This window comes from Pseudomonadota bacterium (genome assembly GCA_039028935.1).
In the GTDB taxonomy this organism is placed as follows: Bacteria; Pseudomonadota; Gammaproteobacteria; order Steroidobacterales; family SZUA-146; genus SZUA-146.
In genome coordinates, this window is the sequence record JBCCHD010000002.1 from 105,957 (window position 1) to 132,641 (window position 26,685).

18 protein-coding genes are annotated in these 26,685 nt (G+C 55.6%); 13 read left to right on the forward strand and 5 right to left on the reverse strand.

The window, feature by feature from the left end; translation table 11 throughout:
* The first annotated feature begins 22 nt into the window (after window positions 1-22).
* A complete protein-coding gene (locus tag AAF465_01630; GenBank protein ID MEM7081423.1) occupies window positions 23-823 on the forward strand; it encodes an arginine deiminase family protein in 801 nt (266 codons plus the stop codon).
* A 75-nt stretch (window positions 824-898) separates the two neighbouring features.
* Here AAF465_01630 and AAF465_01635 read toward each other — a convergent pair whose 3' ends face one another.
* Window positions 899-2,161: a LysM domain-containing protein gene (locus AAF465_01635; protein MEM7081424.1), complete on the reverse strand. Its 1,263-nt coding sequence runs from the start codon at window positions 2,159-2,161 to the stop codon at window positions 899-901.
* Window positions 2,162-2,424: 263 nt separating this feature from the next.
* Between AAF465_01635 and def the strand changes: the two genes are divergently transcribed.
* The 7 genes from def (at window position 2,425) to AAF465_01670 (ending at window position 13,460) form a co-directional block, all read left to right on the forward strand.
* Window positions 2,425-2,955, forward strand: coding sequence for a peptide deformylase (def, locus tag AAF465_01640; protein MEM7081425.1), 531 nt, complete (start codon window positions 2,425-2,427; stop codon window positions 2,953-2,955).
* A 20-nt stretch (window positions 2,956-2,975) separates the two neighbouring features.
* A complete protein-coding gene (gene fmt, locus AAF465_01645) occupies window positions 2,976-3,929 on the forward strand; it encodes a methionyl-tRNA formyltransferase (GenBank protein ID MEM7081426.1) in 954 nt (317 codons plus the stop codon).
* Entirely contained in the window at window positions 3,929-5,245 is a 1,317-nt protein-coding gene (gene rsmB / locus AAF465_01650) for a 16S rRNA (cytosine(967)-C(5))-methyltransferase RsmB (GenBank protein ID MEM7081427.1), read from the forward strand. Before fmt ends, rsmB begins: the two co-directional genes overlap by 1 nt.
* Window positions 5,246-5,350: 105 nt before the next feature.
* A complete protein-coding gene (locus AAF465_01655) occupies window positions 5,351-5,947 on the forward strand; it encodes a DUF4390 domain-containing protein (GenBank protein ID MEM7081428.1) in 597 nt (198 codons plus the stop codon).
* Window positions 5,920-8,163: an ATP-binding protein gene (locus tag AAF465_01660; protein ID MEM7081429.1), complete on the forward strand. Its 2,244-nt coding sequence runs from the start codon at window positions 5,920-5,922 to the stop codon at window positions 8,161-8,163. The genes AAF465_01655 and AAF465_01660 overlap by 28 nt, the downstream gene beginning before the upstream one ends.
* Window positions 8,160-9,530 carry a sigma-54 dependent transcriptional regulator gene (locus AAF465_01665; GenBank protein MEM7081430.1) on the forward strand — a complete coding sequence of 457 codons (1,371 nt, stop codon included), beginning with the start codon at window positions 8,160-8,162 and terminating at the stop codon, window positions 9,528-9,530. Before AAF465_01660 ends, AAF465_01665 begins: the two co-directional genes overlap by 4 nt.
* A gap of 396 nt (window positions 9,531-9,926) precedes the next feature.
* Complete coding sequence (locus AAF465_01670) at window positions 9,927-13,460, forward strand: thrombospondin type 3 repeat-containing protein (GenBank protein ID MEM7081431.1); 3,534 nt, start codon at window positions 9,927-9,929, stop codon at window positions 13,458-13,460.
* A gap of 190 nt (window positions 13,461-13,650) precedes the next feature.
* On the opposite strand, the gene AAF465_01675 is transcribed toward AAF465_01670, so the two are convergent.
* Entirely contained in the window at window positions 13,651-17,133 is a 3,483-nt protein-coding gene (locus AAF465_01675; GenBank protein ID MEM7081432.1) for an SBBP repeat-containing protein, read from the reverse strand.
* Between the two features lie 165 nt (window positions 17,134-17,298).
* On the opposite strand from AAF465_01675, the gene AAF465_01680 reads away from it, so the two are divergent.
* From AAF465_01680 to AAF465_01700, 5 genes are all read left to right on the forward strand, one after another.
* Complete coding sequence (locus AAF465_01680; GenBank protein ID MEM7081433.1) at window positions 17,299-19,263, forward strand: acyltransferase family protein; 1,965 nt, start codon at window positions 17,299-17,301, stop codon at window positions 19,261-19,263.
* 99 nt (window positions 19,264-19,362) lie between these two features.
* A complete protein-coding gene (locus AAF465_01685; GenBank protein ID MEM7081434.1) occupies window positions 19,363-20,022 on the forward strand; it encodes a thioredoxin family protein in 660 nt (219 codons plus the stop codon).
* Window positions 19,995-20,582: a TlpA disulfide reductase family protein gene (locus tag AAF465_01690; protein ID MEM7081435.1), complete on the forward strand. Its 588-nt coding sequence runs from the start codon at window positions 19,995-19,997 to the stop codon at window positions 20,580-20,582. Before AAF465_01685 ends, AAF465_01690 begins: the two co-directional genes overlap by 28 nt.
* 258 nt (window positions 20,583-20,840) lie before the next feature.
* Window positions 20,841-22,880 carry a choice-of-anchor X domain-containing protein gene (locus AAF465_01695; protein MEM7081436.1) on the forward strand — a complete coding sequence of 680 codons (2,040 nt, stop codon included), beginning with the start codon at window positions 20,841-20,843 and terminating at the stop codon, window positions 22,878-22,880.
* Between the two features lie 39 nt (window positions 22,881-22,919).
* Window positions 22,920-24,116 carry a heparan-alpha-glucosaminide N-acetyltransferase domain-containing protein gene (locus AAF465_01700; protein MEM7081437.1) on the forward strand — a complete coding sequence of 399 codons (1,197 nt, stop codon included), beginning with the start codon at window positions 22,920-22,922 and terminating at the stop codon, window positions 24,114-24,116.
* Here AAF465_01700 and AAF465_01705 read toward each other — a convergent pair whose 3' ends face one another.
* From AAF465_01705 to AAF465_01715, 3 genes are all read right to left on the reverse strand, one after another.
* Window positions 24,117-24,422, reverse strand: coding sequence for a hypothetical protein (locus tag AAF465_01705; GenBank protein MEM7081438.1), 306 nt, complete (start codon window positions 24,420-24,422; stop codon window positions 24,117-24,119).
* A 68-nt stretch (window positions 24,423-24,490) separates the two neighbouring features.
* The gene (locus AAF465_01710) at window positions 24,491-25,291 is read right to left on the reverse strand and encodes an alpha/beta hydrolase (protein MEM7081439.1); all 801 of its coding nucleotides are present in this window, start codon (window positions 25,289-25,291) and stop codon (window positions 24,491-24,493) included.
* Window positions 25,292-25,384: 93 nt separating this feature from the next.
* Entirely contained in the window at window positions 25,385-26,542 is a 1,158-nt protein-coding gene (locus AAF465_01715; GenBank protein MEM7081440.1) for a CapA family protein, read from the reverse strand.
* Window positions 26,543-26,685 lie beyond the last annotated feature (143 nt).

Consider the following 26,685-nt stretch of genomic DNA (forward strand, 5'->3'; position numbering starts at 1 on the left):
CGGTTCACCGGAGTGCTTTGTTGTGCCTGAAGCACCCATCAACCAAAAGCAACGAAAATGGTTGGATGATGCGTCGCTCATTCCTGATCGCCATCGCTTAATTAAAGAGTTTGCGCACTTTCAAAAAGCGTTAGAAAAACACGATGTCGAAGTCATAAAACCGGAGCCGGTCGACGGTGTGCCTGACCAATTAACGCCCCGCGATATTGGGGTTGTGATTGGTGACGTATTCGTGCGCATGCGTATGGCCACGTCGTGTAGGGCAAACGAATGGCGCGGAATTCAGCGCGTCATCGACTCCATTCCGCATGAACACTACGAGATTGTGCCAGAATCGGCGGTGCTCGAAGGTGGCGATGTGGTGGTGGACAATGGCTTTATCTTTGTTGGTACGGGCGAGCGCTCGAACGCTGCGGGGGTCGAGTTTCTTCAGCATCGCTTTGGCGATACATTCCAAGTAGTGCAGGTGCCGCTGCGTGGAGAGGCGCAAGGCGAAGACGTGTTGCATTTGGATTGTGCGTTCGTACCGATTGGAAAAGGCAAAGCGCTCATTTATCCCGATGGACTCAAACGTATACCCGATGCGATCCGAGATCACTACGAGTGGATTGAAGTGAATAAGGCCGAGCAACGTATTTTGGCGACTAACGTTCTTTCGATCGACACCACCACCCTCATTTCGCGTAGTGCAGCAACACGCGTTAATGCGGTGTTGCGCGAGCACGGTTTTGAGGTGATTGAAGTCGTGTTTGCCGATACGCCCAAAAGCGGTGGCTCATTTCGCTGTGCATCGCTACCGCTGTTACGAGACAAGCCTTCCTAACGACCTGAGTACCCGTCTACACGCACAAAAAAGCCGACCCAGTGGTCGGCTTTTTTATACTCGATAAGCAGGCGCTTATTCCGGGTTCACCGCTTTGTCGCCAACATGAATTTCGCTGGTCGCCTGCATGACGATGCCGTAGCTCAGATCGTCCTGGACGCGAAAGACCATCATCACACCGGCTTGCTCGTCAGGGAGTTTTACCTTGGGTGCGAAGAAAGAACGACTGAATAGGCTGCGATCCGCATACCGATCGCGCACGACGTTGCCGCGCTGCAGAATCGATAGAACGTTGCCGGCCTCAAGACCATGTTTCGTGCCACGATTAACCACCACAATTTGGTACTGGCCGATGAGCTTCACGCCCTCGATCACGTCAATGATTGAGCCGTCCACCACATAGCGAGGTGCGCTAGGCGTGTAGTCCTGAGCGGGCGTGATGTCTTGATTGACCAAGCGGTCGCCGCGCAGGACTTCGCGGGAAGTTTCGTTCAAAAAGAGCTTCGCCGGATCGCCTTGGGCAACCAGACGCCCGCCACCGACATGATGGGTTTGATACCCCAGCAGTCGACCGTTGTCCGGGTCGTAAAGTGGGTCGCCAACATGCATGACGTTATAGCGATCGCCGACCTCGGCCTCGGAGTTGCCGCGGGTGTAAATCGTGAAACCGGATCCGGCCACAATGTGGCTTTCTTTAATATCCAGTACGTAGGGCAAGCCATTAATTTCTTCCGCGGACATGACGCGTGGCTTGGACAAAAACGGTTCGATCGCATCGTAGGGGATAGTTGGAATCGCGGCCTCAAGCGGCAGCACTCGGACTTTGGGCGACAGTCGCTGGCCACTGAGCTGTTGATTCAAAACAATGCGAGGTTGTCCGTCCACCCACACCAAGCTCAGTACGTCGCCTGGGTAGATGAGATGCGGGTTCTCAATTTGCGGGTTGACCTGCCAGATCTCGGGCCAGTGCCACGGATCTTGCAGAAACAGTCCGGAAATGTCCCAGAGCGTGTCGCCTTTCACAACGGTGTAGTTTTGCGGTGCGTCAGGGCGCAGTCGAATGGTGCTGCGTCCAGATTGGCCGACATAGCGCGTGCCACCGCCGGTCGCCAGCTCGCGGGCCGGCATCGGGGGCTGTCGGACGGGATAGCTGTCATCACGGTCCACCTGCGAGGCGCTGGTTGGCGTCAGTTCCGGCACCTCTTCGCGAACCACGGGGGCTTCTTGAGAGAAGGGGTTCAGGTCGATATTGCGGACCGTGCTGCACCCGCCGAGCAGGGCGAGGGTCAGTGTGCCGATCAGAAAGGGCCGAAAAAGCGAGCGAATGGGTGAGCTCATGTACGAATTCCGATGTAGTAGGCCAACGTTCGGGGCCGGTGTAATGGGCAAAATAGTGGCGGTTTTCGAATGCGTGGGACCGGGGTGCACGGTATACTGGCAAAAGGCCCCTTGAAAAACGGCGTTCAAAACCCATTTCGGGGGGTGGCTCAGGCGCTCAAGCGGGCGTTCAGAACCGACACCACGAAACCCATCTATTCCATAGTTGTCATAACTTTAGCAACATTTTATTGGAAAATACACGAAATAGTCAGCGGCAAAATATGACCCACTTCACAATTTTGGAATACCCGGATCCGCGACTTCGCACCGTGGCCAAAAAGGTCGACGAAGTGACGCCCGAGATCACCGCGCTGGCCGAGCAAATGCTTGAAACCATGTACGCGGCGCCGGGCATCGGTTTGGCGGCTACGCAGGTCGATCGGCATATCCGTCTGCTCGTTGCAGATGTCAGCGAAGATCGCTCCGCGCCCCATTGCCTGATCAACCCTAAAATCCTTGAAAAAGAAGGAAAAGTCATTCACGAAGAAGGCTGCTTGTCGGTGCCGGATATCTTCGCGAAGGTCAATCGTGCGGAGCGTATTAAGGTGTCAGCCCTCGATAAGCATGGGGAACCGTTCGAACTCGTCGCCGAGGGGTTGCTAGCCATTTGTATCCAGCACGAAATGGATCACCTGAAGGGCAAGTTATTTGTTGATTATCTGTCGCCGCTCAAACGCCGCATGATCGAAAAACGGCTCGCCAAAAATCGCCGTCTGCGTGACCCGGTAGCGACGGCGAAGACAGGCTCGTAAGCGGCGATTTGCTGCCACCCATGACCGACTCGCTCAACGTGCTGTTTGCCGGCACGCCGGACTTTGCTGTGCCGTCGCTACGTGCGCTCGATCAATGGTGCAGCGCTGAGGGCCATCGACTGGCCGGCGTCTGGACCCAGCCCGACCGGCCCGCTGGGCGGGGTCGCTCGCTTCGGCAAAGCCCGGTTAAAGATTACGCCATCAGTCGTGATCTTCGCGTATTTCAGCCGAAAAGCCTCAAACATGATGAGTCGATTGCCGACCTCGCGATGGCCCAACCGGATCTGATGGTGGTGGTGGCCTATGGCCTGTTGCTACCTCAGATGGTGCTCGATATCCCGACCTATGGCTGCCTGAATGTGCATGCGTCGCTGCTGCCCAGATGGCGTGGGGCGGCCCCGATTCAACGCGCGGTGGCGGCCGGAGACAGCCATTCGGGTGTGGGAATTATGCAGATGGAGGCGGGGCTGGATACGGGGCCCGTTTGGCGGGAAGCGCGAGTACCTTTGGCACCAAACGAGACGGGCGGGACGCTGCATGACCGCTTAGCGATCCTGGGAGCTGAGACGCTGATCGATGCCCTACCGACTGTCTTGGCGCAATCGGTGGCGCCGACAGTGCAGGCGGTAGATGGCGTGACCTACGCGCATAAACTGACCAAAGCCGAAGCGCGCATCGATTGGCGGCAGCGGGCGGACGAGATCGAGCGACAAATTCGCGCGTTCAATCCATGGCCGGTTTCGCATACGGTATTGGGCGACAAATCAGTGCGAATTTTTGCTGCAGATATTCGTGCAGCAAAATCGACGGATGAGGCCCAGCCCGGCACGATTATCAGCCTGGATGAGGGGCTGCATGTGGCGACCGGTCATGGGGTGCTGCGCGTCACCGAGCTGCAGCCGGCGGGCAAACGGGTGATGAGCGCGGCGGACTACCTGCGTGCTACTCGACCTCTGAACGAGCGTTTCGTCTGATGTCGACCGGTGCCAAGGTGCGAGCTAACGCGGCCAAAGCGATTGCGGCGGTGCTCGGTGGTGCGGCACTCGACAAGCCATTGGCACAGGCCAAACTGGGGCTGACGGAAATCGATCAGGGCTTTGTCAGTGCGCTGGCCTACGGCACGTTACGACGGATGCCGCGACATCATGAAGTGGTGCTTAAACTACTGAGAAACCCGAAAAAACCACTCAATCCCATGATGCGTGCGTTGTTGGCGCTCGGACTTGAGCAACTCGTCGCAACACGGGTGCCGGCGCATGCGGCGGTGGATGCGACGGTTGCCGCCAGTCGCCTGGTTAATCTCGGCAAAGGCGCCGGTTTTCTCAATGCGATTCTGCGTCGCTATCAGCGAGAGCGGGAGGCGATAGACGCCTCGCTCGCGACCAACGATTCGTTCGTGTGGTGTCACCCCAAATGGCTCATCGACAAAACACGCCGGGATTGGCCCGACGATTGGCAAGCGATTCTGGACGCCAACAATGCTCAGCCGCCGATGGCGTTGAGGGTCAATGTGGCCAAAACCACCCGCGACAACTATCTAAAAATGCTGCAGTCTGCCGATATAGAGGCTGCAGCAATTGCCGGCGTTGACAGCGCTCTATTGCTCGATGAAGCGCGACCCGTGGAGGGATTGCCGGGCTTTGCTGATGGTCTAGTGTCGGTGCAGGACGCCGGCGCGCAGCTGGCAGCCGCGCACATGGCCATCGACGACGGTGCGCTGAGAGTGCTCGATGCCTGTGCGGCACCCGGTGGCAAGGCGATGCATATGTTGGAGCGCAACAAGGCGCTGTCGCTGTATGCGCTCGATCTGGCGGAAGAACGACTTGAGCGTGTGGAGGATAACGCCGACCGCTTGGGTGTTTCACCTCATTTGATTACCGGCAGTGCGGTCGCTCCGGAGGATTGGTGGGATGGCGAATCGTTTGATCGAATTTTGGTCGACGCGCCCTGCAGTGGGTCGGGGGTAATGCGCCGGCATCCCGACATCAAAATGTTGCGACGGCCCAAAGATGCCCGGAGCTTTCCAGAGTTTCAGCGCGAAATACTGCGCAAACTTTGGCCAACTCTGAAACCTGGCGGGCGTATGATCTACGCCACATGTTCGGTGTTTCCGGAGGAGAATGAGGACCTTTTGAGCGCCTGGCTCGAGGGCTGCCCAACTGCGCAAATCGTGCCGTTGGAGTGTGCTTTAGAGAACTCTAAGTTATTGAAAAATGGAGTTCAAATATTGCCGAACGCGACAGGGAGTGATGGCTTTTATTATGCTGCGGTTGAGAAACGGAGAGAGTAGCCCATAATAATGTTGTGTGCGAGCGACAATTGGCGGTTGAGCCAGTCGTGTGCTGACGTATCCCGCGCGTCAAAAAATGCTCGTCGAGCGTGTGCGGCGTTCGCGTTGCTGATCGCGATGGCGGCGTCGTTTGCCGCGGTCGCTCAAGACAGTGAACCCCCTTCCACACCCGATACCGTGGTGTTACCGCCAGCCGAAGCGACGGACGGTCAATTCGTCATTGTGGAGACCAACACTCGAGTTGAGACCGATCTTTTGTTGCTCAACGCCGAGATTGTCTATGGTCTCACGCGTGGGGCGATCAACGGCTTATACAATGGCGTACCGCTATTGTTTGAAACGCAGATCGAACTCGACCGCAGCCGACGCTTTTTGCCCGACCCGAACGTGGTGAGCTTGGTGCAGCGATCTGAGCTGACCTACCATGCGCTGACCCAACGGTTTGTGGTGCGCAACTTCAACAGCTCCGAACAAACCACGCACGCCACATTGTCTGAGGCGTTAAAGCGCTTGGGGCAGTTTCAAGATTTGCCGATCATTGACATCAGTCTGCTCGACCCTGAATCCGCTTACTCGATACGTATGCGCTCGGTGCTCGACACGCGCTCCTACGCGGCACCGCTTCGCATGCTGGCGGCCTTGTTTCAGGTGGACGACTGGCGTCTTGAAAGTTCATGGGAGCGCTGGTTGATCACGCTGTGAGTCGGCTGGCGGTTCGCGCCCTTTCCGTTCTGGCGTTTCTGGTCATGGTGGTGGCGCTGTTGCTGCTTGCCAAGACCACACAAAACACCGAAGAATTCGGCCGCCTCCATTATGTGATCGTGCTGTTGAACGCCGCCGGTGTGTTGCTGTTGCTCGGCCTGATCCTAGTCAACATACTGCGTCTTGGGCGTGACTACATAAAAGGCATTCCGGGTGCGCGTCTTAAGGGGCGCATGATCGGTATGTTCGCAGCCCTCGCCGCTGTGCCGTTGATTCTCGTGTACCTATTTTCCATGTACTTCCTCAATCGCGGAATCCAAAGCTATTTTGATGCGGATGTGACCCGCGGGCTAGACGACGCGCTGACCTTGAGCCAAACGGTTCTCGATATGCGCATGCGCGAACACATGGAGCGACTCGATCTTATTGCGCGCCAGGCCGGACCGTTAACCGCCGATGAACTGGCCCAGGCGGTGGGCGGCATGCGCCAGGAGCTGCAGGCGGCACAACTGACCTTTATCGCGAGCAATAACGCCGTGCAGGCCGTGAGTCGCGAGCCATCCGTTGCACCGCAGCGCATGTCGGATGAATTACTCGCACAGGTCCGCTCCGGTTTACCGATGCTCGATATTGAACCGGCCGCCGACGGGGGACTGAATATCCGAGCGGCTCAGCGACTGCAGGTCGGCAACGGCGATTCGGACGCGCGCGTCGTGTTTGCTAGCTTTCCGGTGAGCAGCAATATCGCCGAACTTGCCGAGTCGGTGCAGGAAACGTATTCCTATCACAATAACCTCGAGTTTATTCGTGAACCATTGATTGACAGCTTTAAACTCACCTTGTCTTTGGTGCTGCTCGTCTCGCTATTGCTGACCTTATGGGGCATCTTTTTTATCGCTCGTCGCATCGTCAAACCGATCCAAGATCTGGTGGCGGGGACGCGCGCGGTGGCCGCCGGCGACTTTGCTATGCAGCTGCCGGAGGGCAATCGCGACGACATCGGATTTCTGGTGGCCTCATTCAACAATATGACTCGTCGCTTGTCGCACGCCAGCGAAGTGGAGCAGCGCAGCCGTGAGGCCGTCGAAGCGGAGCGAGCCAACCTGCAAAAAATTCTGGGCAACCTGTCGTCGGGTGTCATGGTGGTCGGTCCCGATCGCCGAGTGCTCAATGTCAACGATGCGGCGAGCAGCATTTTGGAAACCAATGCCACCGCGTTTGAAGGTCAGTTACTCGCCGCCCTCACGGTCGCCGATGAAACGTCCAGCGACATGTCCACTCAGCTTGCATTGACGTCGAACAATCATCTCGAACAGGGACACACTCAGTGGCGACAGCAGTTGTCGGTGCACGGTCCGGCCGAGCAGCGCATATTGAGTACTGCGTGCACACCACTTCCGAATGATCAAAACGATCCGCCCATGGGTTACGTCATCGTGTTCGAGGACGTAACGACGGTGCTCCAGGCGCAACGCGAAGCGGCCTGGAGTGAAGTCGCCCGACGTTTGGCGCATGAAATTAAAAATCCGCTTACGCCGATTCAGCTTTCTGCCGAACGCATGAGGCGAAAGTACTTAGGCGAAATGACCGCTCACGAGGCGGACGTGTTGGAGCGCGCGACGCGCACAATTGTGCAGCAGGTGGAAACCATGCGCGACATGGTGGATGCGTTTCGTGATTACGCGCGTGCACCGGAAATTGAATTGGCGCGATTTGATCTCAATCGTTTGATGGGTGAGGTCGTCGATCTTTACCGAGGTGGCGACCCCGCCGTGGCGCTGAGACTCGATCTTGATGAGACGCTAACCTCGATTGTCGCCGACTCCGGTCGTCTCCGTCAGATTTTGCACAATCTACTGCGCAACGCGATCGACGCCGTGCACGAACAACAAGGATCGGTGATAACCCTTAGCACGCGGGCCGCCACGTATAAGGCACAGTCAGTGGCCGAAATTGTGATCGAGGATAACGGCCCAGGGTTTCCCGAGGCCATGATGCGAACGGTGTTTGAACCGTACGTGACCAGCAAGCCCAAAGGCACCGGCTTAGGGTTAGCGATTGTAAAAAAATTGGTTGAAGAACACGCCGGTGTAATTACTATAAGCAACGTTGATGACGGCGGTGCTCGTGTGCGAATTCTGTTACCGGTTGACAACGATTCGCGCGCGGCATTGATACCGGATTCACCTGAGCAGCCAAGAAGGGAAAGCGCATGACGTCTGCAAATGTGTTAGTGGTTGATGACGAGTCCGATATCCGCGGACTATTAGAAGAAATCTTAACCGAAGAGGGCTACAACGTTTCGACGGCCGCCGACGCGGTGGAAGCCCGTTCCTCGTGGCATGGTTTTGACCCCGATCTTGTGCTGCTCGACATCTGGATGCCTGAAACCGATGGCATTACGTTGCTGCGCGAATGGTCAGCAGCAGGAAGCCTGCAGTGCCCGATCGTCATGATGTCCGGCCACGGCACTGTTGAAACGGCGGTCGAGGCAACGCGCCTGGGCGCCTTTGACTTTATTGAAAAACCACTGTCTTTGGCCAAACTATTGCGCACCGTTGAGCGCGCATTGGAGTCGAGCGACAAAGCGACCAGCACCAAGGGAGCGCGAAAATTGGTGACAGGCTTCGTCGCGCCCGTCGGCAAAAGCGCGGTGATGCGCGAGTTGCGCGAAGAAGCCAAGCGCTACGCGCCCCATGGCACCAATTTGTTAATTACCGGAGAAGCCGGTACCGGTCGCGAGTCGTTCGCGCGATACGTGCACCATCTGGTTGGACGGGCAAACGCCCCGTATGTGTCGCTCGTGGCCGCGACGCTTACGGAAGAGTCCGCGCCGGCGGTTCTGTTAGGTAGCCTCGACGGTGATAAAGCGGTCGAAGGTAAGCTGCGGGAGGCGGCTGGCGGTACCTTGTACATTAACGGCATTGAAGATCTGCCGCAGTCGGCGAAACGAACTTTGCTCGCTGCCGTTGAGGGCGGGGAGTTTCGACCGGTTGGTAGCCAGCATGAACATCCGCTGGATGCCCGTCTTGTGTGTGCGGCGCAGCCGGGAATTGAACAGGCGATTGATTCGGACGATTTGCTCGCCAAACTTCTGCCTCATATCAGTGTGGGCACCTTGCACGTGCCACCACTGCGCCTGTATAGCGAAGACGTACCGGAATTACTCAACTATTACTCCGACAAGCTTTCGGATGAGGAGCGCTTGCCTGTGCGTAAGTTCTCTGTCGCCGCACAAAACCGATTACGTAGCTATCCTTGGCCTGGCAACATTCGCGATTTGCGTAACCTGGTGCACCGTTTGCTGATCAAAGGGGGCCATGAGGTCATTAGCTTAGAGGATGTCGAGGACGCGCTGTCACAATCGGTCGTGGCCGAAGAAGCCGCGCTGGTAAAGCAAGACTTATTGGCGTTACCCCTTCGAGAAGCGCGAGAGGAATTTGAGCGGGCTTACCTCAAAAAGCAGCTAATGCTGTGCGGCGGTAAAGTCGGTGCTCTGGCGAAGCGTGTGGGCATGGAACGCACCCATCTGTATCGTAAACTGCGTTCGCTTGGCGTTGATTTTGGTTCGGGTGGGGAGTGATCTCGATTGTGCTGCCTGGGGCGGCACACCCAAACGCTAATCGCTAAACCACATCGTTAACTTGATGCCGAACTGGGCAGCGGCATCGACTCCCTCAAGAATCGATCTCAATGGCCTGTCGTCCGATGGCGGTATCGGCCGACATCCTGGCGCGTATATGTCTGTAATACACTTTTGATTTAGGCGCTTACGTCATCTCGATTCGGTTACCCTTGATTCGGTGATCGTCCCTTCGCCGTCGAGAACGTAGGGCTCTGGTTTGTGTTTAGTGGACCTTTATTCTAGGTTTGTGGGAGATCATTTAAGAAAATGACACACACTTCTACAGGCCGATGACCATAAGCACAGTCAAAGAGTCGGTTTGGACACCTTGAGTCACATTGCCAGGAGGCCCCCGTGAAGCTTAAAAAATACGTTCCGTTTTGCTTTCGTTCGACGCCGACCATCGTGGCGTCGTTGGTTTTTGTCGTCGCGCTGTCGATGACGTCGCTGGCCACAGCAAATCAACCCGATTCGCTGAGCCTGTCCCAGCCGGAACTCCTGTTTGAGCAAAATAAAGGTCAGTTTGGCCCTGGCGTTGACTATGTCGCGAAGGGGGACGGGTATTCCGTCGTATTGGGTCGTGCACCGGTCATTGAATTGTTTCGCTATAGCGACCTGTCTACGGCCTCCACCGATCAAGAACTGGATGAGTTTGCGTCGAATGTCAACATTGACTCTATTGCGCAGCTTCGTTTAACGATTCTTGGCGCACGTGATGATGCTCAGGCTATACCGTTGGCCAAGAACCAAGCGCGCACGCACTATCTGCTTGGGTCCAAAGAGGACTGGCGTACTGACGTGCCCAATTTCGCCCGGATTCGGTATGACGATATTTTGCCGCTTGTCGATGTTGAATATTACGGACAGGAAGGGCGTTTAGAGTACGATTTCATTGTGCGCCCGGGCGGCGACCCCGCACCGATTCAATTTCGCTTTGATGGCGCGGATGACGTGCGCCTCAGCGCTGACGGAAATCTGATCATCCGTATTGATGGAAAAGAAATTGTTCAACGGGCGCCCTTCACGTATCAGCGCGATGAAACGGGCGTTCGCCAAGTCGTGGCATCGCGGTATGTACTCAGCGATGACGTCATCGGCTTTGAGCTCGACAAGTGGGATACGTCGCGAGACCTGATTATCGATCCAGTGTTGGAATACTCGCGGTACTTTGGGGGTGCTCGATTCGATCGCGCGCGCGATGTTGAAGTGGATGCCGCTGGCAATATCTATGTGATTAGCGACAGCACAAGTGGTGGCCTTGCAACGCCAGGCGTCTATCTCGAGTCGCCCGTCGGCACACGTTTTGAACAAGAGAGTTTTCCATTTTGCGTTGATTGCACAGATGCGCCGATCGGTGGCGGACAGGTCAGGCGCGTCACGCTAGTCAGTGCCAATAATCTGCTCATCACCAAATTCAGTCCCGATGGACAAACCGTGCTGTGGTCGACTTATTTCAATGGGGCGGTAGCGGGCAATGTCTCACTGGGCGTGGACTCAACTGGGGTATCGGACGCAGGTGAATTGGCCTTTGGCATAACCAGCGCTGCGGATGGTCTTCCGCTTGTTAATCCAACGCAGACCTACTCGGGTACGCAAAATAACGCGTACATCGCTAAACTGAACAGTGCTGGATCCGCACTGACCTTTAGCACGTATCTCAACCTGGGCACAATCACCACCTGGGTAAGAGGGTTGGACGTATCGGCGAGCGGTGAGGTGGCGGCGACCGGCTTGTTAAGTGTCGGCAATGGGTTTCCGGTTGTAAACGGCTTGCCCGGGCAGAGCTGCATCATGAATGCGGCACAAAACGAGTTCTTTGACGGTTATGTCGCGCTGTTTAATGCATCCGGCACGCTGACATTTTCGAGCTGTCTCGGTGGCGATATTCGCAGCGGTTCGTCCATTGAGGGATTGCGCGGCGTTGCGATTGGTGACAACGGCGATCTGTATGTGTTGGGGTACAGCTCCATGACTGATTTTCCAGTGGTGAATGCCATTCAACCCAGCCTCAATGTAATCGGCTCACGAGAAATGACGATCTCGCAAATTGATCCGGTGGCCAGCGTGCTTAAGTTCTCAACGTATTTTGGACCGACTGCGGCAAATTTACCGCCGACTGAATTTGGCAATTTTCTCAATTTCTTTCCCATTGGCATCAAGGTAGACAGTGCGGGCAACATCGTTGTGTCGGGTCCGATTAATTCGTTGTCCTACCCGCTTGTGAATGCGTTTCAAACCAACCTCGGCGTGCCGCAAAACTCAGCCGAGTTTCGCCAAGGCAGTACGGAAGCGCCTCTCGATGACACCTTTGTGACAAAACTGCATCCGACCAATGGCGTAATTTTCTCCACGTATTTGGGGGGCAGTCAGTCTGACGGTGGGTTACCGTCGTTGGCGCTCGATAGTGAGGACAATATTTACGTGGCGGTCGTGACTCGATCCGACGACTATCCTGTTCTCAATCCGATTCAGGCCAGCAAGACAGACGAGTCCAGTATCGCGGTCAGTCAATTCACGCCTGATGGTGCGTTGGCGTTTTCAACGTACTTGGGTGGAAGCAACGACCAGGTCTTTCAGTTACCGGGCGGATTGGCGGTGAACGCCGCCGGCAAGATCATTGTCGGTGGCTACACCCGCTCGGTTGATTTTCCGATTGTCGGCTCAGGCACGACGAACGCGGGCGACTACGACGTGACGTTGGCCATCATCGACCCAACGGGGGACACGGATACCGATGGCGATGGCGTGCCTGATCTGGCCGATGCCTTTCCTAGCGACGCGGCGGAATGGCGGGATACCGATGGGGACCTGCTCGGCGACAATGCCGATTCCGATGATGACGACGACGGCTTTTCAGACGCGAGCGATCGATTCCCGAAAAATGCCAGCGAATGGTTGGACGCCGATGAGGACGGCGCGGGCAACAACTTGGACCAGTTTGACGGCGATCCAGGCAACTATTTCGACCTGGATATGGATGGTATCGCTGACTTTCTTGACACCGATAGCGATGGTGACGGCGTACTGGCACCTGATGATGCATTTGATTACGACGCCAGTGAAACAAGCGACACGGATTTTGATGGTGTCGGCAACAACGCCGATGAAGATGATGATTCCGATGGATTTGCGGATTTTCTAGATATCGAACCGTTGAACGCACAGAGTCCTGTTCAGACGTTTGAGCGGTATACCCCGTTCGATGTGAGTGTTTTTCTGTCGCCCTGGCCAACCGGCTACTCGGACGTGGTCGGCACAGATACGAGTTGGACGGCTGCGACAGACGATGCCTTTGGGGGGCAGACCAGTTTCGGTAGTCTACTTATCGGTGACAACCAGGTCGCTGCTATCGAGTACACGGACACGTTTGCCGGCGGCGCGATCAAGTTTCAATACAAAGTCGATAGTCAGGAGAATTTCGATCTGTTCACGTTTCTTATTGACGGTGTCGTCGTATTGACGGCGTCGGGTGATACCGGCTGGCAAACGTTTGAAACACCCATCGCTTCGGGTAGTCGCACACTCCAGTGGCGCTACGCAAAAGACGGCTCGATTTCTGAGGGAGCGGATGGGGCTTGGTTTGATGATCTTGCTTTAGATGGGGATGGTGATGGCGCAACCGATGATGTGGACAACTGTTTACTCATCGCCAATCCTGCTCAGCGCGATACAGACGGGGATGGGTATGGCAATTTTTGCGATGCAGATCTGAACAACGATTGTGTTGTGAACTTCCTGGACCTCGCGGCGTTGTCGAGTCTGTTCTTAACGACCGATGAGGATGCCGATTTTAACGGTGATGGGCTGGTCAACTTTATCGATATTTCCTTGTTTGCGCCGTTCTTTGGTTTGGCCCCGGGACCTAGCACCACGGCGACGTGTCCGTAATGGCGAACCGCTGTTCCATTTTTCTCTCGGCGCTGCACTAGCGCCCTGTATCTAGGGCGAACAGGTCGGTGGATGATGTTCTGCTAGAGTGTGCATAAAAAAACGCCGGTCACTGACCGGCGTTTTTCAATGTGGTCGACCTAGCATGGCGGATTAGCGCGTCTTGAACAGACGGCGTGATTCGCGGCGGTTACTGCAGGCCCGGTCCAGGCGGCAGCAAAAAGCCCTCACGAAGTATCACAAGATCTAAAAAGTTGACAGCGCCATCACCGTTAAAATCTGCATCCTCATCCGTGCTGCCAAATACGCTAGCAAACTGCGACACATCCACAAAGTTGACGATGTTGTCGTTGTTCAGATCCGCATCGCATAGATTGCCGAACCCATCGTCATTCGTGTCGCGCTGATCTGGATTGGCAACGCGCTCGCAATTATCGAGGCCATCCAATACATTATCCTGGTCCTGATCTATTTCGAGCACCATATAGAGTGCATCGCGTCCACTGCTGGGTGGCGTGCTCGTGCCGACCTGCGGCCACAGGTCACCGGTGGTAGCGCCGCCGAGGAGCACTTTCGAATCCGAGCCCTGTGCAAAGACAAGGCTGGTGAACAGTTCTTCCTCACCGCCACCCTTAAGGCGTGTTGAAAACTCAAGGTCGCTACCATCAGCGGATAGCACGCTGACAACCACGTCGTCTGCAGTCGGCCAAATTTCCTGAGGAACTCGGTTGGTGGTGGAAAAACAGGGGCAACGGGCGGCGGATGTCGACGGTACAATCGACAGCGTGGCATCGAGTGCGCCCACATAAGAGGCCTCCAGACTAAGCGTGCCGGTGCCATCATTTATGTACAGTTTATCGCTGTCACTGCGTCCAATAATCACATCCAGATCGTTATCGCCGTCAACATCGACAACCGCTGCGGACAAGTTGTCGGCGTTCGCTTCGGTCAACACGACTACCTGTGACACCATCGCCGCGTCGTTCAGCGTCAAAACTTCGACTGCACTATCGGCATTTACGACGACCAACTCGTCGGTGCCATCGCCGTCTAGGTCACCTGCGGCGATATCACTGACGGTGCCAACACTGTGGTTGAGCACAATGGCCGGACCCAGCGCGGCGTTTGTTACATCGTAGAGACGGATGTCTTGAAGCTCATTGGCAACAGCGACAAACTGACCCGCGGCCGCCAGCGTGTTTAATTCGGCGAGCACAAATGCGGTGGTGTTACCGTCGGTACGGCCGACGCTTGTTTCAACGAACGCTCCAGGCGTTGTACCGGTTACTTCTACCAATGTGTTTGCACTGCCGTAGTTTGCGACGAGAAAGACGGCTAGGCTGGGCGACAGCCCTAGTATATCCGTCACTACGTCGCGCGAGTCTTCCGACGCGCTGCCAACCGTATCGAACAAACTGTACGTGAACAGGTTTTCGTCAAACGAGAAGAGCTGGTTCACTCCGTCTCGATTCGCAATAAGACCTCGAGCGAGAAGGGGGTTGATACTGGCGTTAGCCGAAAAGGCGATGGCGCTGGTATCGTACTGATCGATTTGCGCCAACAGTGGCACGAGCAAACCGAGGCTCTCTACGTCACCCAAGGCGGTGTAGTTGAGTCCGTCGCGGGCGAAAAATGCGTTATACGTGAGATTGTTATCGGTGAGTGGGAAGACGTCCCGGCTGACACCATTAAAGCTATCGAAGGCCGTGCCGGCATTGGTATTGATCAGATAGGGTTGCGGCGACGCTGGGAGTGGGTTGCGCAGTGGGTAGTCGGGGGCAGATGAATTACCGGCGACGTAGGCGCGACCTTCATCATCCACTTTAATCGCATAGAGGAAATCATTGCCGAGCGCGCCGAGATAGGTGCCGTAAATCAGCTGAGTGGCATCGGCACTAAGCTTGAAAACATAGCTGTCAGCATCCCCCAGATTAGCCGGCGGATCACTCGGCAAGGGCTGAAAAACGCCGGCCGTCGTCTCGTTCAGTCCTTCCGAGGTGGCGGTCACTCCATAGATATTGCCGTCGGCATCGACATCCATGCTCTGCAAAAACCCGTCGCCGACAAAGGTAGCGGCGGTGACGGTCGACAGATCGGACGACAGTTTTACGACGATCGAATTAAATCCCAGTTCAATGAGTGGGGTTGGCCGATAGACGCCGGGCGTGGTCGGGAAATCGCTTGAGCGACTGAATCCGGAGAGATACACATCGCCGTTGTCGTCCACTTGGATATGCCGGCCTGCGTCACGGAACGATCCGCCAAGGCAGGCTGAAAAAAGCAGTGAACCAGTCGGCGAAATCTTCGCTATTGCTATGTCGCTGGCCGAGCCTGGTAGGGGTTCGATTTGGGGTTGGCTTTCCTCCTCAAAGCACCCGGTGCCATTAATCGTGTCGGTGACCGGAAAGTCGGGCGCTGCAGTCTGACCCGCGACATACACATTGTCGGAGGCATCCAGCGCCAAGCCTCTAAAAAACTCGAAGCCGAAGCCGGTTGTCGCGTTGGGCGCTAAATCGGTACCGCCGAGATACGTGGCGAATACAAAGCTCTGCCCGTCGACCGCCAGCTTAGCCACAAACCCATCTGAGTTGAGTAGGCCGCCGCCAACAAAATTACCGCCGGCAAACGTGCTTTGAAGGGCATTTAAGGTTGGAAAGTCAGAGGACTCGGTGTTGCCCACAACAACAATGTTACCGGCGCTGTCTATCTGTGTGTTTTCGGCGCGTTCCGACCGCGAGCCGCCAAATACGGTAACCCAATTGATGTCGCCCGCCGAGTCCAGCTCAGCCACAAATACGTCGGATTGCACTTTAAATTCCGAGGGATTCGAAATGAAGTCAAGCAGCGACGTGGTCGTGCCGGAAAGAAGGTAAGCGCCGTTTGTTCTTTCCAGAAACCGCGTGGTTCGGTCGGTGCGGTTGCCGCCAAAATAGCCGGAGAATTCGATCACGGGGTCGATCACGAGCGCGGCGGTGACATCATGGTCTTGTAGTTCAAACTGGATAGTGCCTTCCGCGGCGGCGCGAAACCGACCCGCGAGCCGCTGTTCGTTACCATCGATTTGTTGATACACCGCTGGGATCGTCTGCGTGATGAGGCCCATCGGCGTAGTCGCCTGCCACGACTCCTCGTCCAGCACGGTGGTTGTCGCGCCACTCAGCGAGAGTGTGATCTGCGAGGGGTCACTGTTAGGGGCCACGATGAAGTCGTACTCAAGCTGGCCGTCGTGCAGTCGGTACACGACATCGATACCGTCGTATACATTGGTCACTCGCACTGTCTCGAAGTGGGGCACGGCTTTGAGCCACTTTTGCTGGTTTGAGCCACTCAGATAATGCGTCATGCCCTTTGCGCGCTGGCCGGCGTGTGACTGGGCGAGTGGATTGGCTTGCTCAAAGGTCAGTCGGGCAATGTGTTGCACAAACGGGGTGGGAAGATCGGCAGTGCTCACGTCCTGTAAATGGGGAGTGTTCGTCAAGGTGTCGGGCGCGGTCAGCAAGAGCTCGATATGGGCTGGTGAAATCAGTGCCGTCAAGTCGTTCGCGCGAACGACGTACCCATACTCGCTACGCGCTTGCCCCTGATTCTGTTCGATCCACGACAGAGCGTGAACAGGACTGATGAGAAATAGGGTGGCCAAGGTTAGCCCAAATAACGACAGGCGCTTGTTCACTGGATTCTCCTTTTTCGATTTCTTCTTCCAGGAGCATTGAGTGTACCCGCTCAGTTGGAGGCTCTACAATTGAATCGACATTGGTTCGTTAGTAATCCTGCGTTATGGTAAGGACCAACAACGATCTTATTGATAGGAACAACACGAACCTGTTTGTCGAACGCTATGTACGCTATTCAAAACCCAAGCACCTCACCAACTTATCGGGCCGATATCGATGGCCTACGTGCGATTGCCGTGCTGTCGGTTGTGGTGTACCACATCGATCATCGGTTGGTGCCGGCGGGTTTTCTCGGTGTTGATATTTTCTTCGTGCTATCGGGATTTTTGATTTCGTCGTTAATAATGAACGAAATCCAAATGGGCACGTTTTCGCTAGTTGAGTTTTATCGTCGACGCATTAAACGCATCATGCCGGCAATGTTGTTGGTGTTGGCGACAACCGTATTAGCCGCGCAGTGGTTGTTTCGACCCGAAGAAGCCGAAACCACGGCACGCGCCGGATTCTGGTCGCTGCTGTCGCTCGCGAACCTGTTTTTTTGGTTGTTTGAAGACACCTCGTATTTTGCGGCGGACAGCAACGAACTGCCTTTATTGCATCTTTGGTCCTTAGGGGTCGAAGAGCAGTTCTATATCCTCTGGCCGCTATTGCTGATGTTGACCTACTCGGCATTGAAACGCGCGTACTTCGGGCTACTGGTGCTGGGTGCGCTCGCCTCGTTCGCGTTTGGTGAGTGGTATTTTTCGCGGGATGCATCGTTTGTGTATTTCATGCTGCCATCGCGCGCGGGCGAGCTGTTGGTCGGGGCCATCGCCGCACACTATGTGATGTCGGGTCGCACGCTTTCTTCCTCAACGGCAGTGGTGTGCGCGTGGGTGGGTGTGGCGTTGATCGCCGGATCGCTCTGGTGGGTGACAACGCAAAGGCCCTTTCCAGGCTGGCAGGCTGTACCACCCACGCTTGGCACCGCTCTGCTCATTTTAGCCGGCCATCGCCACTCACCACTGCCGAATCGTGTGTTGTCGATCGCGCCGCTTGTTTGGATAGGGCTGGTGTCCTACTCCGCCTATCTGTGGCATTGGCCGCTGCTGGCGTTTCTTCATTATGGTGGGTTCAACCTGTCGCTTGCGCTGGGTGTCGCGGTGTTTGTGCTGACGTTTACACTCGCTTGGTTGTCTTATCGATTTGTCGAACAGCCGCTACGCCGCTCCTCTGATTCGTTTATTCCACTTGCGTTGAAACAGTTCGTCGTGCCTTCCCTATTGATATCGATACTGATCGGCGTGTCGATGAAGACGGATGGCTACGGTTTACGTTCCGATACGTATCGTCAAGCACTCGCCGAACAACGCGCCGAACGGCCGGGCGTTTTGGAATACGACTACGTGTGTCAACGGCAACGTTTGAGTGTGGCCGACTTGACCGATGAACGCTGCGTGCTGGGCGCTAATGGCGACACTGAGCCGAACGCCTTGCTTTGGGGGGATTCAATTGCCGCCCGTTACGTCGGCATGCTCGGCGTGTTCGCCCGAGAGGCCAATTTTCGGTTTCGCAATCTCGAGGTCGGCTCGTGTCCCCCTCTGCTTTCAGGCTCCGCGCCTTACACCAATGTACGCAGAGTGGCGGACTGCGACGCGTCGAATCACTTAGTGTCGAACGCGTTGAATGCCAACACAACCGTGTTTGCCTCGGCGTCCTGGGTGCACTATCACTTCAACGGTAACGACGTCGTGGAGGGCTTCGCCCAAACCCTTGGCGATCTCGCCTCGCGCGTCGAGCGTGTCATTATATTGGGACACGGACCAATTGCGTACGGATACGACACGTTATGCCGAGAAAAGCAGTTGGGTTTTGCTGGTGTGGCGTGCAGCGAGGCACCGGTACCACTCGATCGACGCATTATCGATACGAATACGCGTCTTCAGCAGCTGGCTGCTCGCTACCCGAATGTGGATTACTTCGACGCGAACGCGTATCTGTGTCCGGGGGACGTTTGTCCACTGTATGTGAAGGATGAGCCGGTCTTTTTTGATCCCTACCATCTGACCATTGCGGCCTCCTGGCGCATTGGCGAAGAGATCGTAAAACGCGAGGGCGTTCCCCAAGTGTTTGAGCAGATTGGGAAATAACTTCGCAAAAACATGCGCTTAGTGATTGCGTTTTGCGCGTTCACTCGCCCGTAACAGGGCTCTGCTATGATCGAATGAATCACCAATTCGGAGAATCAAATGAACGTTTTGACGACACACGCTCGGCTGTCTCGACTCTTTGCGCTCAGCGTGGCGCTTCTTATGTTGTCCACACCACTGACCTGGGCGGGCAAGTACAACGCGGTTATTTCGATTGGCGATTCAATGCCGGCGTTTACGGATCTGCCCAATATCGATGGCAACGCAATGTCGTCCAGCGATTTGGATGCGGATATTGTTGTGTTGATTTCGCTCGCCAATCACTGCCCATGGGTAAAAGGAATGGACAAAGATATGGTGTCGCTCGCCAGAGACTTCGCGGATCAAAGCGTGGCGTTTGTTGGTTTGAGCTTCAATCATCGCGAAGACGATCGTCTCGAAGCGATGAAAGTGCACGCTCGTGAAAACGGTTATGGCTTTGACTATCTTTTTGATGAAAGTCAGGCGCTAGGCAAAGCGCTGGGTGCAGTGCGTACACCAGAGTACTTTGTATTTAATAAAGAGCGCGAACTGGTTTACACAGGGCTTTTGTATAATTCGCCCGCCAAAATCAATCGAGATGGCAGCGTGAATTACACGAAGGGCGAACCGACCGAATTCTATGTGGCGGATGCGATCAATGCGTCGTTGGCTGGCAACCTGCCCGATGTAACGGAAACCAAGGCGCACGGATGTTCCGTCAAATACACGCAGGAGTAATTGTTCTCGCGCTGCTCCTGACCGCGTGCGGCGAAGCGACGCAGGAAAAAGAAACGGACGCGACAAATAATGTTGAGTTGGAAACGTCGCTCAATGCGGCGTCCGATCGCGTCTCCAGCGTTGAGTTGATTCCGCTCTCGTTTCGCGAATGGGAGACGCGTCGTGATGGCTTTGCGCCAAAAATCCTCGTGGTGGATTTATGGGCAACATGGTGTCCACCGTGCCTTGAGAAGTTTCCTCACATGGTGGAAATGCATCGCAAGTACCAAGACCGCGGGGTGCAGGTGGTAACGCTGAGTCTGGATGATCGCGACGATCCGGCGAGCGTGGAATTTGCAAAGGAATTTTTAGTTAGCCAAAACGCGACTTTCCCAAATTTCTTTCTCGACGAGAACATCATGGATGCGTTTGAGATGGTGGGCATCCAGACTGTCCCAGCCATCCATATTTACGATCGGAATGGCAATTTGGTGGCCGATCTCAATGATGACAATCCGAACAATCAATTCAGTGATGAGGACGTGGAAAAGGCCATTTTGGCGTTGCTCGATGAGTCGTAGCGACACAAAACCTCGGGATTGACGGAGCCTGCGGCCCAATCTGGGTCGAGTCTCCGTCAATAACGTCAATCGTTTGACGGTCAAAATAAGCAAAAACCTGGGAAAAATCGTCATTAGCCGCCCGAATCCCCCGATTTGTGCGCATTTTTTACGATTTACCCACAGGAATGCGACGTCGTTCCGCGAATAATTCCCCCCTAACTCATATTGTTACGCTCTGAAATTGACATAAGGGCACGGCGTTTAGCTGTGTATCCAATGACGCTGAGCACGACAACAACACCATTGCAGTGGAAACGAAAACTGGCCGGAGGTCTGGTGGCGGTGGCGTGCGCCTGCCTGTCGTGGATGACGGGTGCCGATTTGCGCTCCGCACCGGCCTGGTTTGATCCGGATGGTGTCGGCAACGGGGAGGATTGGCACTATCGGGTCCCGGTCACGATTCCGGGGTCGGCGGGCGTGTCCAGTACGTTACGCGTCGATATCGATTTTGCGGCACTGCTGTCTGATCTGGGTGTCAATGCGGGGGCTGTCGATTTTGATGAAAACTCGGTGCGCGTTGTGCGACCCAACGGCACGTTGGCAGGTGAGCAGGAGTTCACTGACCAAGTCTTCAATGGAAATTTCGACGCCGTGAACAACGCGCGGGGCGAAGTCAAATTCATTTTAGACGACGCACCGGGCGCCGGTGACTACTTTGTTTATTTCGATATCACCGGCAATGGTGCGAAAGCCGTCAATCCACAACCGGTTATTAACGGCAACTTCGAACAGTCCGCCGGCAGTGTGGCGACTCGCTGGACGACAAGCGCGGTAAACACCGGTGGCGGCGAACGCAATCTTGTGATCAATTCGACCGTTGGGGCGACGATCAATATTCCGGCGGGCTGCAGCACCAATGCGGCGAACAATGTCGACAACGGTCCGAACAATATCGCCGGCGTCGGTACGGGTGACGACTGGTATCTATTGGGCTATCGGGAAAACTGCGAAGACGGTGGCGGTGGTGTGGAGCTTGTGCAGCTCAATCGGACATTTGAAAACCCCGCTGGCGCCGCGCGGGGCAACCTCACGTTTGCGTTTCAGGTTCAGGCGTACGACGGCCTGCAGGCGACCGGTAATAACTACGACTACATGCGCATTTCCATCAATGGAGCGGTCATCGATCACACGACCGTGAACTTTGATAATACGACGGCGCCGACGCTACGGCAGCGCGACGTGGGCATCGGCAGTCCGGGCTTCTCGGCAACATTGGTTGATCATGGCTGGCGACAGGCCTCGATTGACATGACCGCATTTCCAGCTGGCACGACGACACTGCGCGTAGAAATGCGTCATACCGACGCCGATGATAACTATCGTACGTGGGTTAAGCTTGACGATTTCGAGTGGGCGGTTCAGACGGGAACCCTGGGTGCGGTTGAAGGCTTTGGCACCAATATTACCTTGCCCAACGACACGACGGTCGGTGCACCGTCGGCCTACACCACAGGACAGGTGCTGTCGATCAGAGCAGTGGTCGATGCGGACGCAAGTTCAGTGCTGGCCAACGTGATCGATGAAAACGGCACAGCGGTGGCCACCGGAATTGCCTTATTCGACGACGGCACCCACGGCGATACCACGGCGAATGATGGTGTCTGGAACAACGACGGCAGCGACGGGGCGTTTCCTACTTATACATTCCAAAGTAGCGACCCAACCGGTACCAACTGGTCGCTGTTGGTACAAGCGCTCGATGGTTCGGTCAGTGGCATCGGTGTGGCCAATGGCTTAGTGCAAATCGACGGCCAAGGCACGGCCATTGCGCAGGCCAACTTCTGGAATGTGGATGAACAGGTGTTTTCCTATGCGGCCCCTAGTCTCGATTTGCTAAAAACCTCGTTAGTGATTAGCGACCCATTTAGCGGCACAACAAACCCCAAGCGCATACCCGGTGCCTATGTGCGCTACGCGCTCACAGTATCGAACAGTGGAAACGGCGCCGTCGATAACAATCAGCTGGTCATCACCGATCCGCTTCCGGCTGATGCGGCACTTTGCATTGGCCCGCCGTGTGCCTCAGGCGATCCGGTGGTCTATGATGATTCGGGATCACCGGTCGCCACGGGATTGACGTATAACTACGCCAGCCACGTCACTTTTTCAACGGACGGCGTGAACTTTGGCTATGTCCCCAGCGCCGATGGTGAGGGGTTCGACGACGCCATTACCCATGTGCGAATCATTCCAGCCGGTGCGTTTGCTGGCAATAACGCGTCGTTTGTGGTGTCGTTAATCATACGAGTGGAATAGCGGTGATCGACTGCCGCGACCGGCGGCAGGAGGCATCACATGAACCCATCCTCGGATCGTATTCGCCCGCGCATTGTGTCGGTGGATATTCTGCGTGGCTTGGTGATGGTGATTATGGTGCTCGATCATGCGCGCGACTACTTCAGTCTCACGCCATTTGATCCGTCCGATTTGGCCCAAACCGATGCGGCGCTCTATTTTACTCGCTGGATCACTCATTTTTGCGCGCCAGTCTTCGTGTTTTTATCGGGCACGAGCGCCTGGCTCTATCGCCGCAATAAACACGCGAGTAAACGCGAGTTATCGTGGTTTTTAGTGACACGTGGCCTGTGGTTAATGCTCATCGAGCTGACGCTCATTAATTTTCTGTGGCAGTTCACGGTCAACCTGATTTTGCTGCAGGTCATTTGGGTGATCGGCCTTTCGATGGTCTGCATGGCCCTTCTTATTCACTTGCCGCGCTCGGTCATCGGTCTTATCGGGTTGGCGCTCATTGTGTTGCACAACGGGCTGCTTGATCCGATCAAGGCCACTGACCTGGGCAGCGGCGCGTGGCTTTGGCAGGTTTTGCATGAACGCGCGTTTTGGCCGACGCCCAATTCTCGCCTATGGGGCGTGGCGATGGCCTATCCGCTTATTCCATGGGTGGGCGTAATGGCGCTGGGCTATTGGTTCGGCGCCATTATCGAAAAGCCCTCTGACGTTCGTACTCGCCAGCTATTCCTGTCAGGCGGTATCGCGCTGACCGTTTTTTTGGTGTTGCGTGGATTTAATCTCTATGGCGAACCCGGTATCCCGCCGGCGCTCGCCGACTGGCGCGAAGGCGGCTACACCGGTATCGATTCGGTCATGGCGTTTCTCAATACCAGCAAGTATCCGCCCTCCTTGTTGTTTCTATGCATGACGCTCGGTCCGGCACTAATGCTCATGCCGTGGATGGAAACTTGGCGCGGGCACATGGCAACAATTCTCACCGTATTCGGTCGTGTGCCTTTCTTGTTCTATGTGCTGCATATCGCGCTCATTCACATGATGTCATCCATTTGGACCTATCTGAGTTTTGGGCGGTGGCAATTCCACTACCTCAACTCAACGCCGTTTCCTGAGGGCTATACGTATGAACTGTGGCGCGGCTATGTGGTTTGGATCGTCACGGTGGCGTTGCTTTATTGGCCGTGCAAGCGGTTCATGGAATACCGTAAAACGCATTCACACTGGTGGTTGAGTTATCTGTAGTTACCGTGATTTCTGGCGTATTTCATCGACAACCAGCAGACCGGCGATCATCGCCACCGCCAGAGTGACCACAGCCATCACCAGCTTGCCCGCCATGAACAGCACGACTGCCGACAGCAGCAGAGTTAAATCCATGATCAACGCGCCGGGCAAACGTGTTTTGGCAAACAGTAACAACAATCCGGCCAGCAATTGCGCGGCGCCCAATGCGACAACCGCGTTCACACTCATGCCGATCGTGTCGTGAAAAAAAGCGATCTCTTGTGGCATCTTCAGCACTTTGGCCGCGCCGGCGGCAATAGCCATGATGATCAATAAAATGAGCGCAATGTATTTGAGTTGTTGTCGGGTCATGGTTTACCTCGTTTCGGGGCTCAAAGGCGGCTTAAAAACTCAAGCAAAAAGGGATTGAGCGTATTGGGCTTCTCAATGTGTGCGGCCCGTCCCGTATCGGTAAGAATTTCAAGTGCTGAATGAGCGAGTCGATTATCGACCTGCATTAAATCATCGGGAGTGACCACGCTATCGCTATCACCGCCGAGAATGAGCGTCGGGAGTTTCAACGTGTAAAGCGCGTCCAACAGGCGTGGTCTGACCATGTAGGCCGCAATGGCGTGGGGTAGCTCGCGTCGATCGAGTTTAAGAAACTCCCGCTGCCAATGTTGCAGCACTTCTTTATTGTTTGGGTCATTGAGAAAAGCGGGGCTGAAGGCGCGGCGCAAAAGCGATTTGGTGACAAACCGTAGACCAAATAATTTGATATGAAGCCGCCGCGATTTGAGTGCCTGAAGATCGCGGTCGGAGCAAGTATTGAGTGACGTGCCGATCAGGGTGAGCGACTTGATCAGTGACGGACGGGTTAGTGCTGCACGGGCCGCTACGGTGCCGCCAAATCCCGCGCCAACCACATGGCAGGCGCCGAAGCGTTTCACATCGATAAACTGGGTGACGTCGTGGGCGAGAGTGTCAAGCGCATAACCCTCGGCGGTAACACGGCTTTCGCCGTGGCCACGAAGGTCGATGGTGATACATCGAAAGCGGTCGCGCAACGCGAGAATCTGTTGATTAAAACAACGACCATTGAAAAAAAGGTCATGCAAAAACACCACTGTGTTGAGACCGGTGCCGTGTTCTTCATAGGCCACATTGCAACCGTTAATGGCAATTTCAGGCATATCCTACCCTCGACTCCCGATCATCATACGCGGCATGATCGCCACTTGGGCTAGCGTGTCGACAAATTTTGATGGGTCGCATTGCGTTGACTTTCATTGAGGGCCCGTCGAATGGTCCGGCGGCAAAAGTGTCATATTTCCCTCGTCATCGATCTGAAGACGAGTGTCGCCAAAATCACTCTCAGTGAGTGCCCGGATGGATCGAGCCGCTGCATGCGATTCATCCAGTCGAGGCCCACCGGGCCTTGCCTGTCGAGTGGACACAATTTTGCCATGAAGAAACTCGCCGTGTTCATTGAGTGTGACGTTGAGAATGGGCGCGAGCCCCTTGATGCCGGCAATACTAATGCCATAGTACGTATTGAAATTGCCCAGACTGTAGGCGATGAACCGATCGCTATACACCTCAACGGCGCGTAGAACATGCGGTCCGTGTCCGATGACAAAATCGGCCCCTTCATCCACCATGCGACGCGCGAACGCCACAACATTGCCGCGTTGCTCGCCGTAATAGGTTTCATTGTCAAACGTGAGGTGCTGGGCATCGACCCCTTCGGCACCCCCATGAAACGACACCATGACTAGGTCGTGCATAGAACTGAGGTTGCGAACCGCCAGAGCGGCGCCCTCGATATCGTTAATGTCATGCGAGCCAGGGTTCGGCGCAAACGCGATCATCGCGATGGTGTAGTCGCCGGAAGTAAAACTGGCGACATCGCCGATCCGGCCAGAATGATGGATGCCCCACTCGGCCAGCGCCCGCATTGATGAGTCACGCCCGTCCTCCCCAAAGTCACGCGCATGATTATTGGCCAAACTCATCACGTCGAAACCAGCATCAAAAAAATGCTTGGCGTAACGGGCCGGCGAACGAAAGAGGTAACACAGCTTCGGGTTTTGGCAAACTTTAAACGGTTCACCCCCATCTTGCAGTACCCCCTCTAGATTGCCGAACGTAACGTCCGCGCCCTGCAAAAGGGTTCCCACATGCGAAAAACTCGTGGCACCGTCTTCCGGTGGCAGTCGATTGGACGGAAAGTCGGTACCGATCATGATGTCCCCCACCGCAGCGAACGTGATTGGCCGCTTCGGTGGCGGTGGCGGCGGCGTCGGGTCGAGCTCGGGCTGAGCTTCTTGAATCGGCGGTGGCGGCGTCGGGTCGAGCTCGGGCTGAACTTCTTGAATCGGCGGTGGCGGTGGTGGTTCGGGCGCAGGCTCGGGCGTGGTGGCGCATCCACCTAACAGGAGCATCAAGCATGGCCAGAGTGATTTATGCCAACGGATCGCTCGCGACATCGACTACGTCCTCGGGTGTGGGTTGAATCGACCAGTACCGGAAATTGAGGCTCACACTAAATGAGCCGGCGACCGGATGCAACGGCGTTTCGTGTGTC

Excerpts from the sequence above, each read along its gene's own strand:
- def (MEM7081425.1), top strand. The coding sequence starts at position 2,425 with ATGACCCACTTCACAATTTTGGAATACCCGGATCCGCGACTTCGCACC.
- AAF465_01710 (MEM7081439.1), bottom strand. The coding sequence starts at position 25,291 with ATGCCTGAAATTGCCATTAACGGTTGCAATGTGGCCTATGAAGAACAC.
- AAF465_01715 (MEM7081440.1), bottom strand. The coding sequence starts at position 26,542 with ATGCTCCTGTTAGGTGGATGCGCCACCACGCCCGAGCCTGCGCCCGAA.
- AAF465_01700 (MEM7081437.1), top strand. The coding sequence starts at position 22,920 with ATGAACCCATCCTCGGATCGTATTCGCCCGCGCATTGTGTCGGTGGAT.
- AAF465_01705 (MEM7081438.1), bottom strand. The coding sequence starts at position 24,422 with ATGGCTATTGCCGCCGGCGCGGCCAAAGTGCTGAAGATGCCACAAGAG.
- AAF465_01680 (MEM7081433.1), top strand. The coding sequence starts at position 17,299 with ATGTACGCTATTCAAAACCCAAGCACCTCACCAACTTATCGGGCCGAT.
- AAF465_01685 (MEM7081434.1), top strand. The coding sequence starts at position 19,363 with ATGAACGTTTTGACGACACACGCTCGGCTGTCTCGACTCTTTGCGCTC.
- AAF465_01635 (MEM7081424.1), bottom strand. The coding sequence starts at position 2,161 with ATGAGCTCACCCATTCGCTCGCTTTTTCGGCCCTTTCTGATCGGCACA.
- AAF465_01665 (MEM7081430.1), top strand. The coding sequence starts at position 8,160 with ATGACGTCTGCAAATGTGTTAGTGGTTGATGACGAGTCCGATATCCGC.
- fmt (MEM7081426.1), top strand. The coding sequence starts at position 2,976 with ATGACCGACTCGCTCAACGTGCTGTTTGCCGGCACGCCGGACTTTGCT.
- rsmB (MEM7081427.1), top strand. The coding sequence starts at position 3,929 with ATGTCGACCGGTGCCAAGGTGCGAGCTAACGCGGCCAAAGCGATTGCG.
- AAF465_01660 (MEM7081429.1), top strand. The coding sequence starts at position 5,920 with ATGGGAGCGCTGGTTGATCACGCTGTGAGTCGGCTGGCGGTTCGCGCC.
- AAF465_01695 (MEM7081436.1), top strand. The coding sequence starts at position 20,841 with ATGACGCTGAGCACGACAACAACACCATTGCAGTGGAAACGAAAACTG.
- AAF465_01690 (MEM7081435.1), top strand. The coding sequence starts at position 19,995 with ATGTTCCGTCAAATACACGCAGGAGTAATTGTTCTCGCGCTGCTCCTG.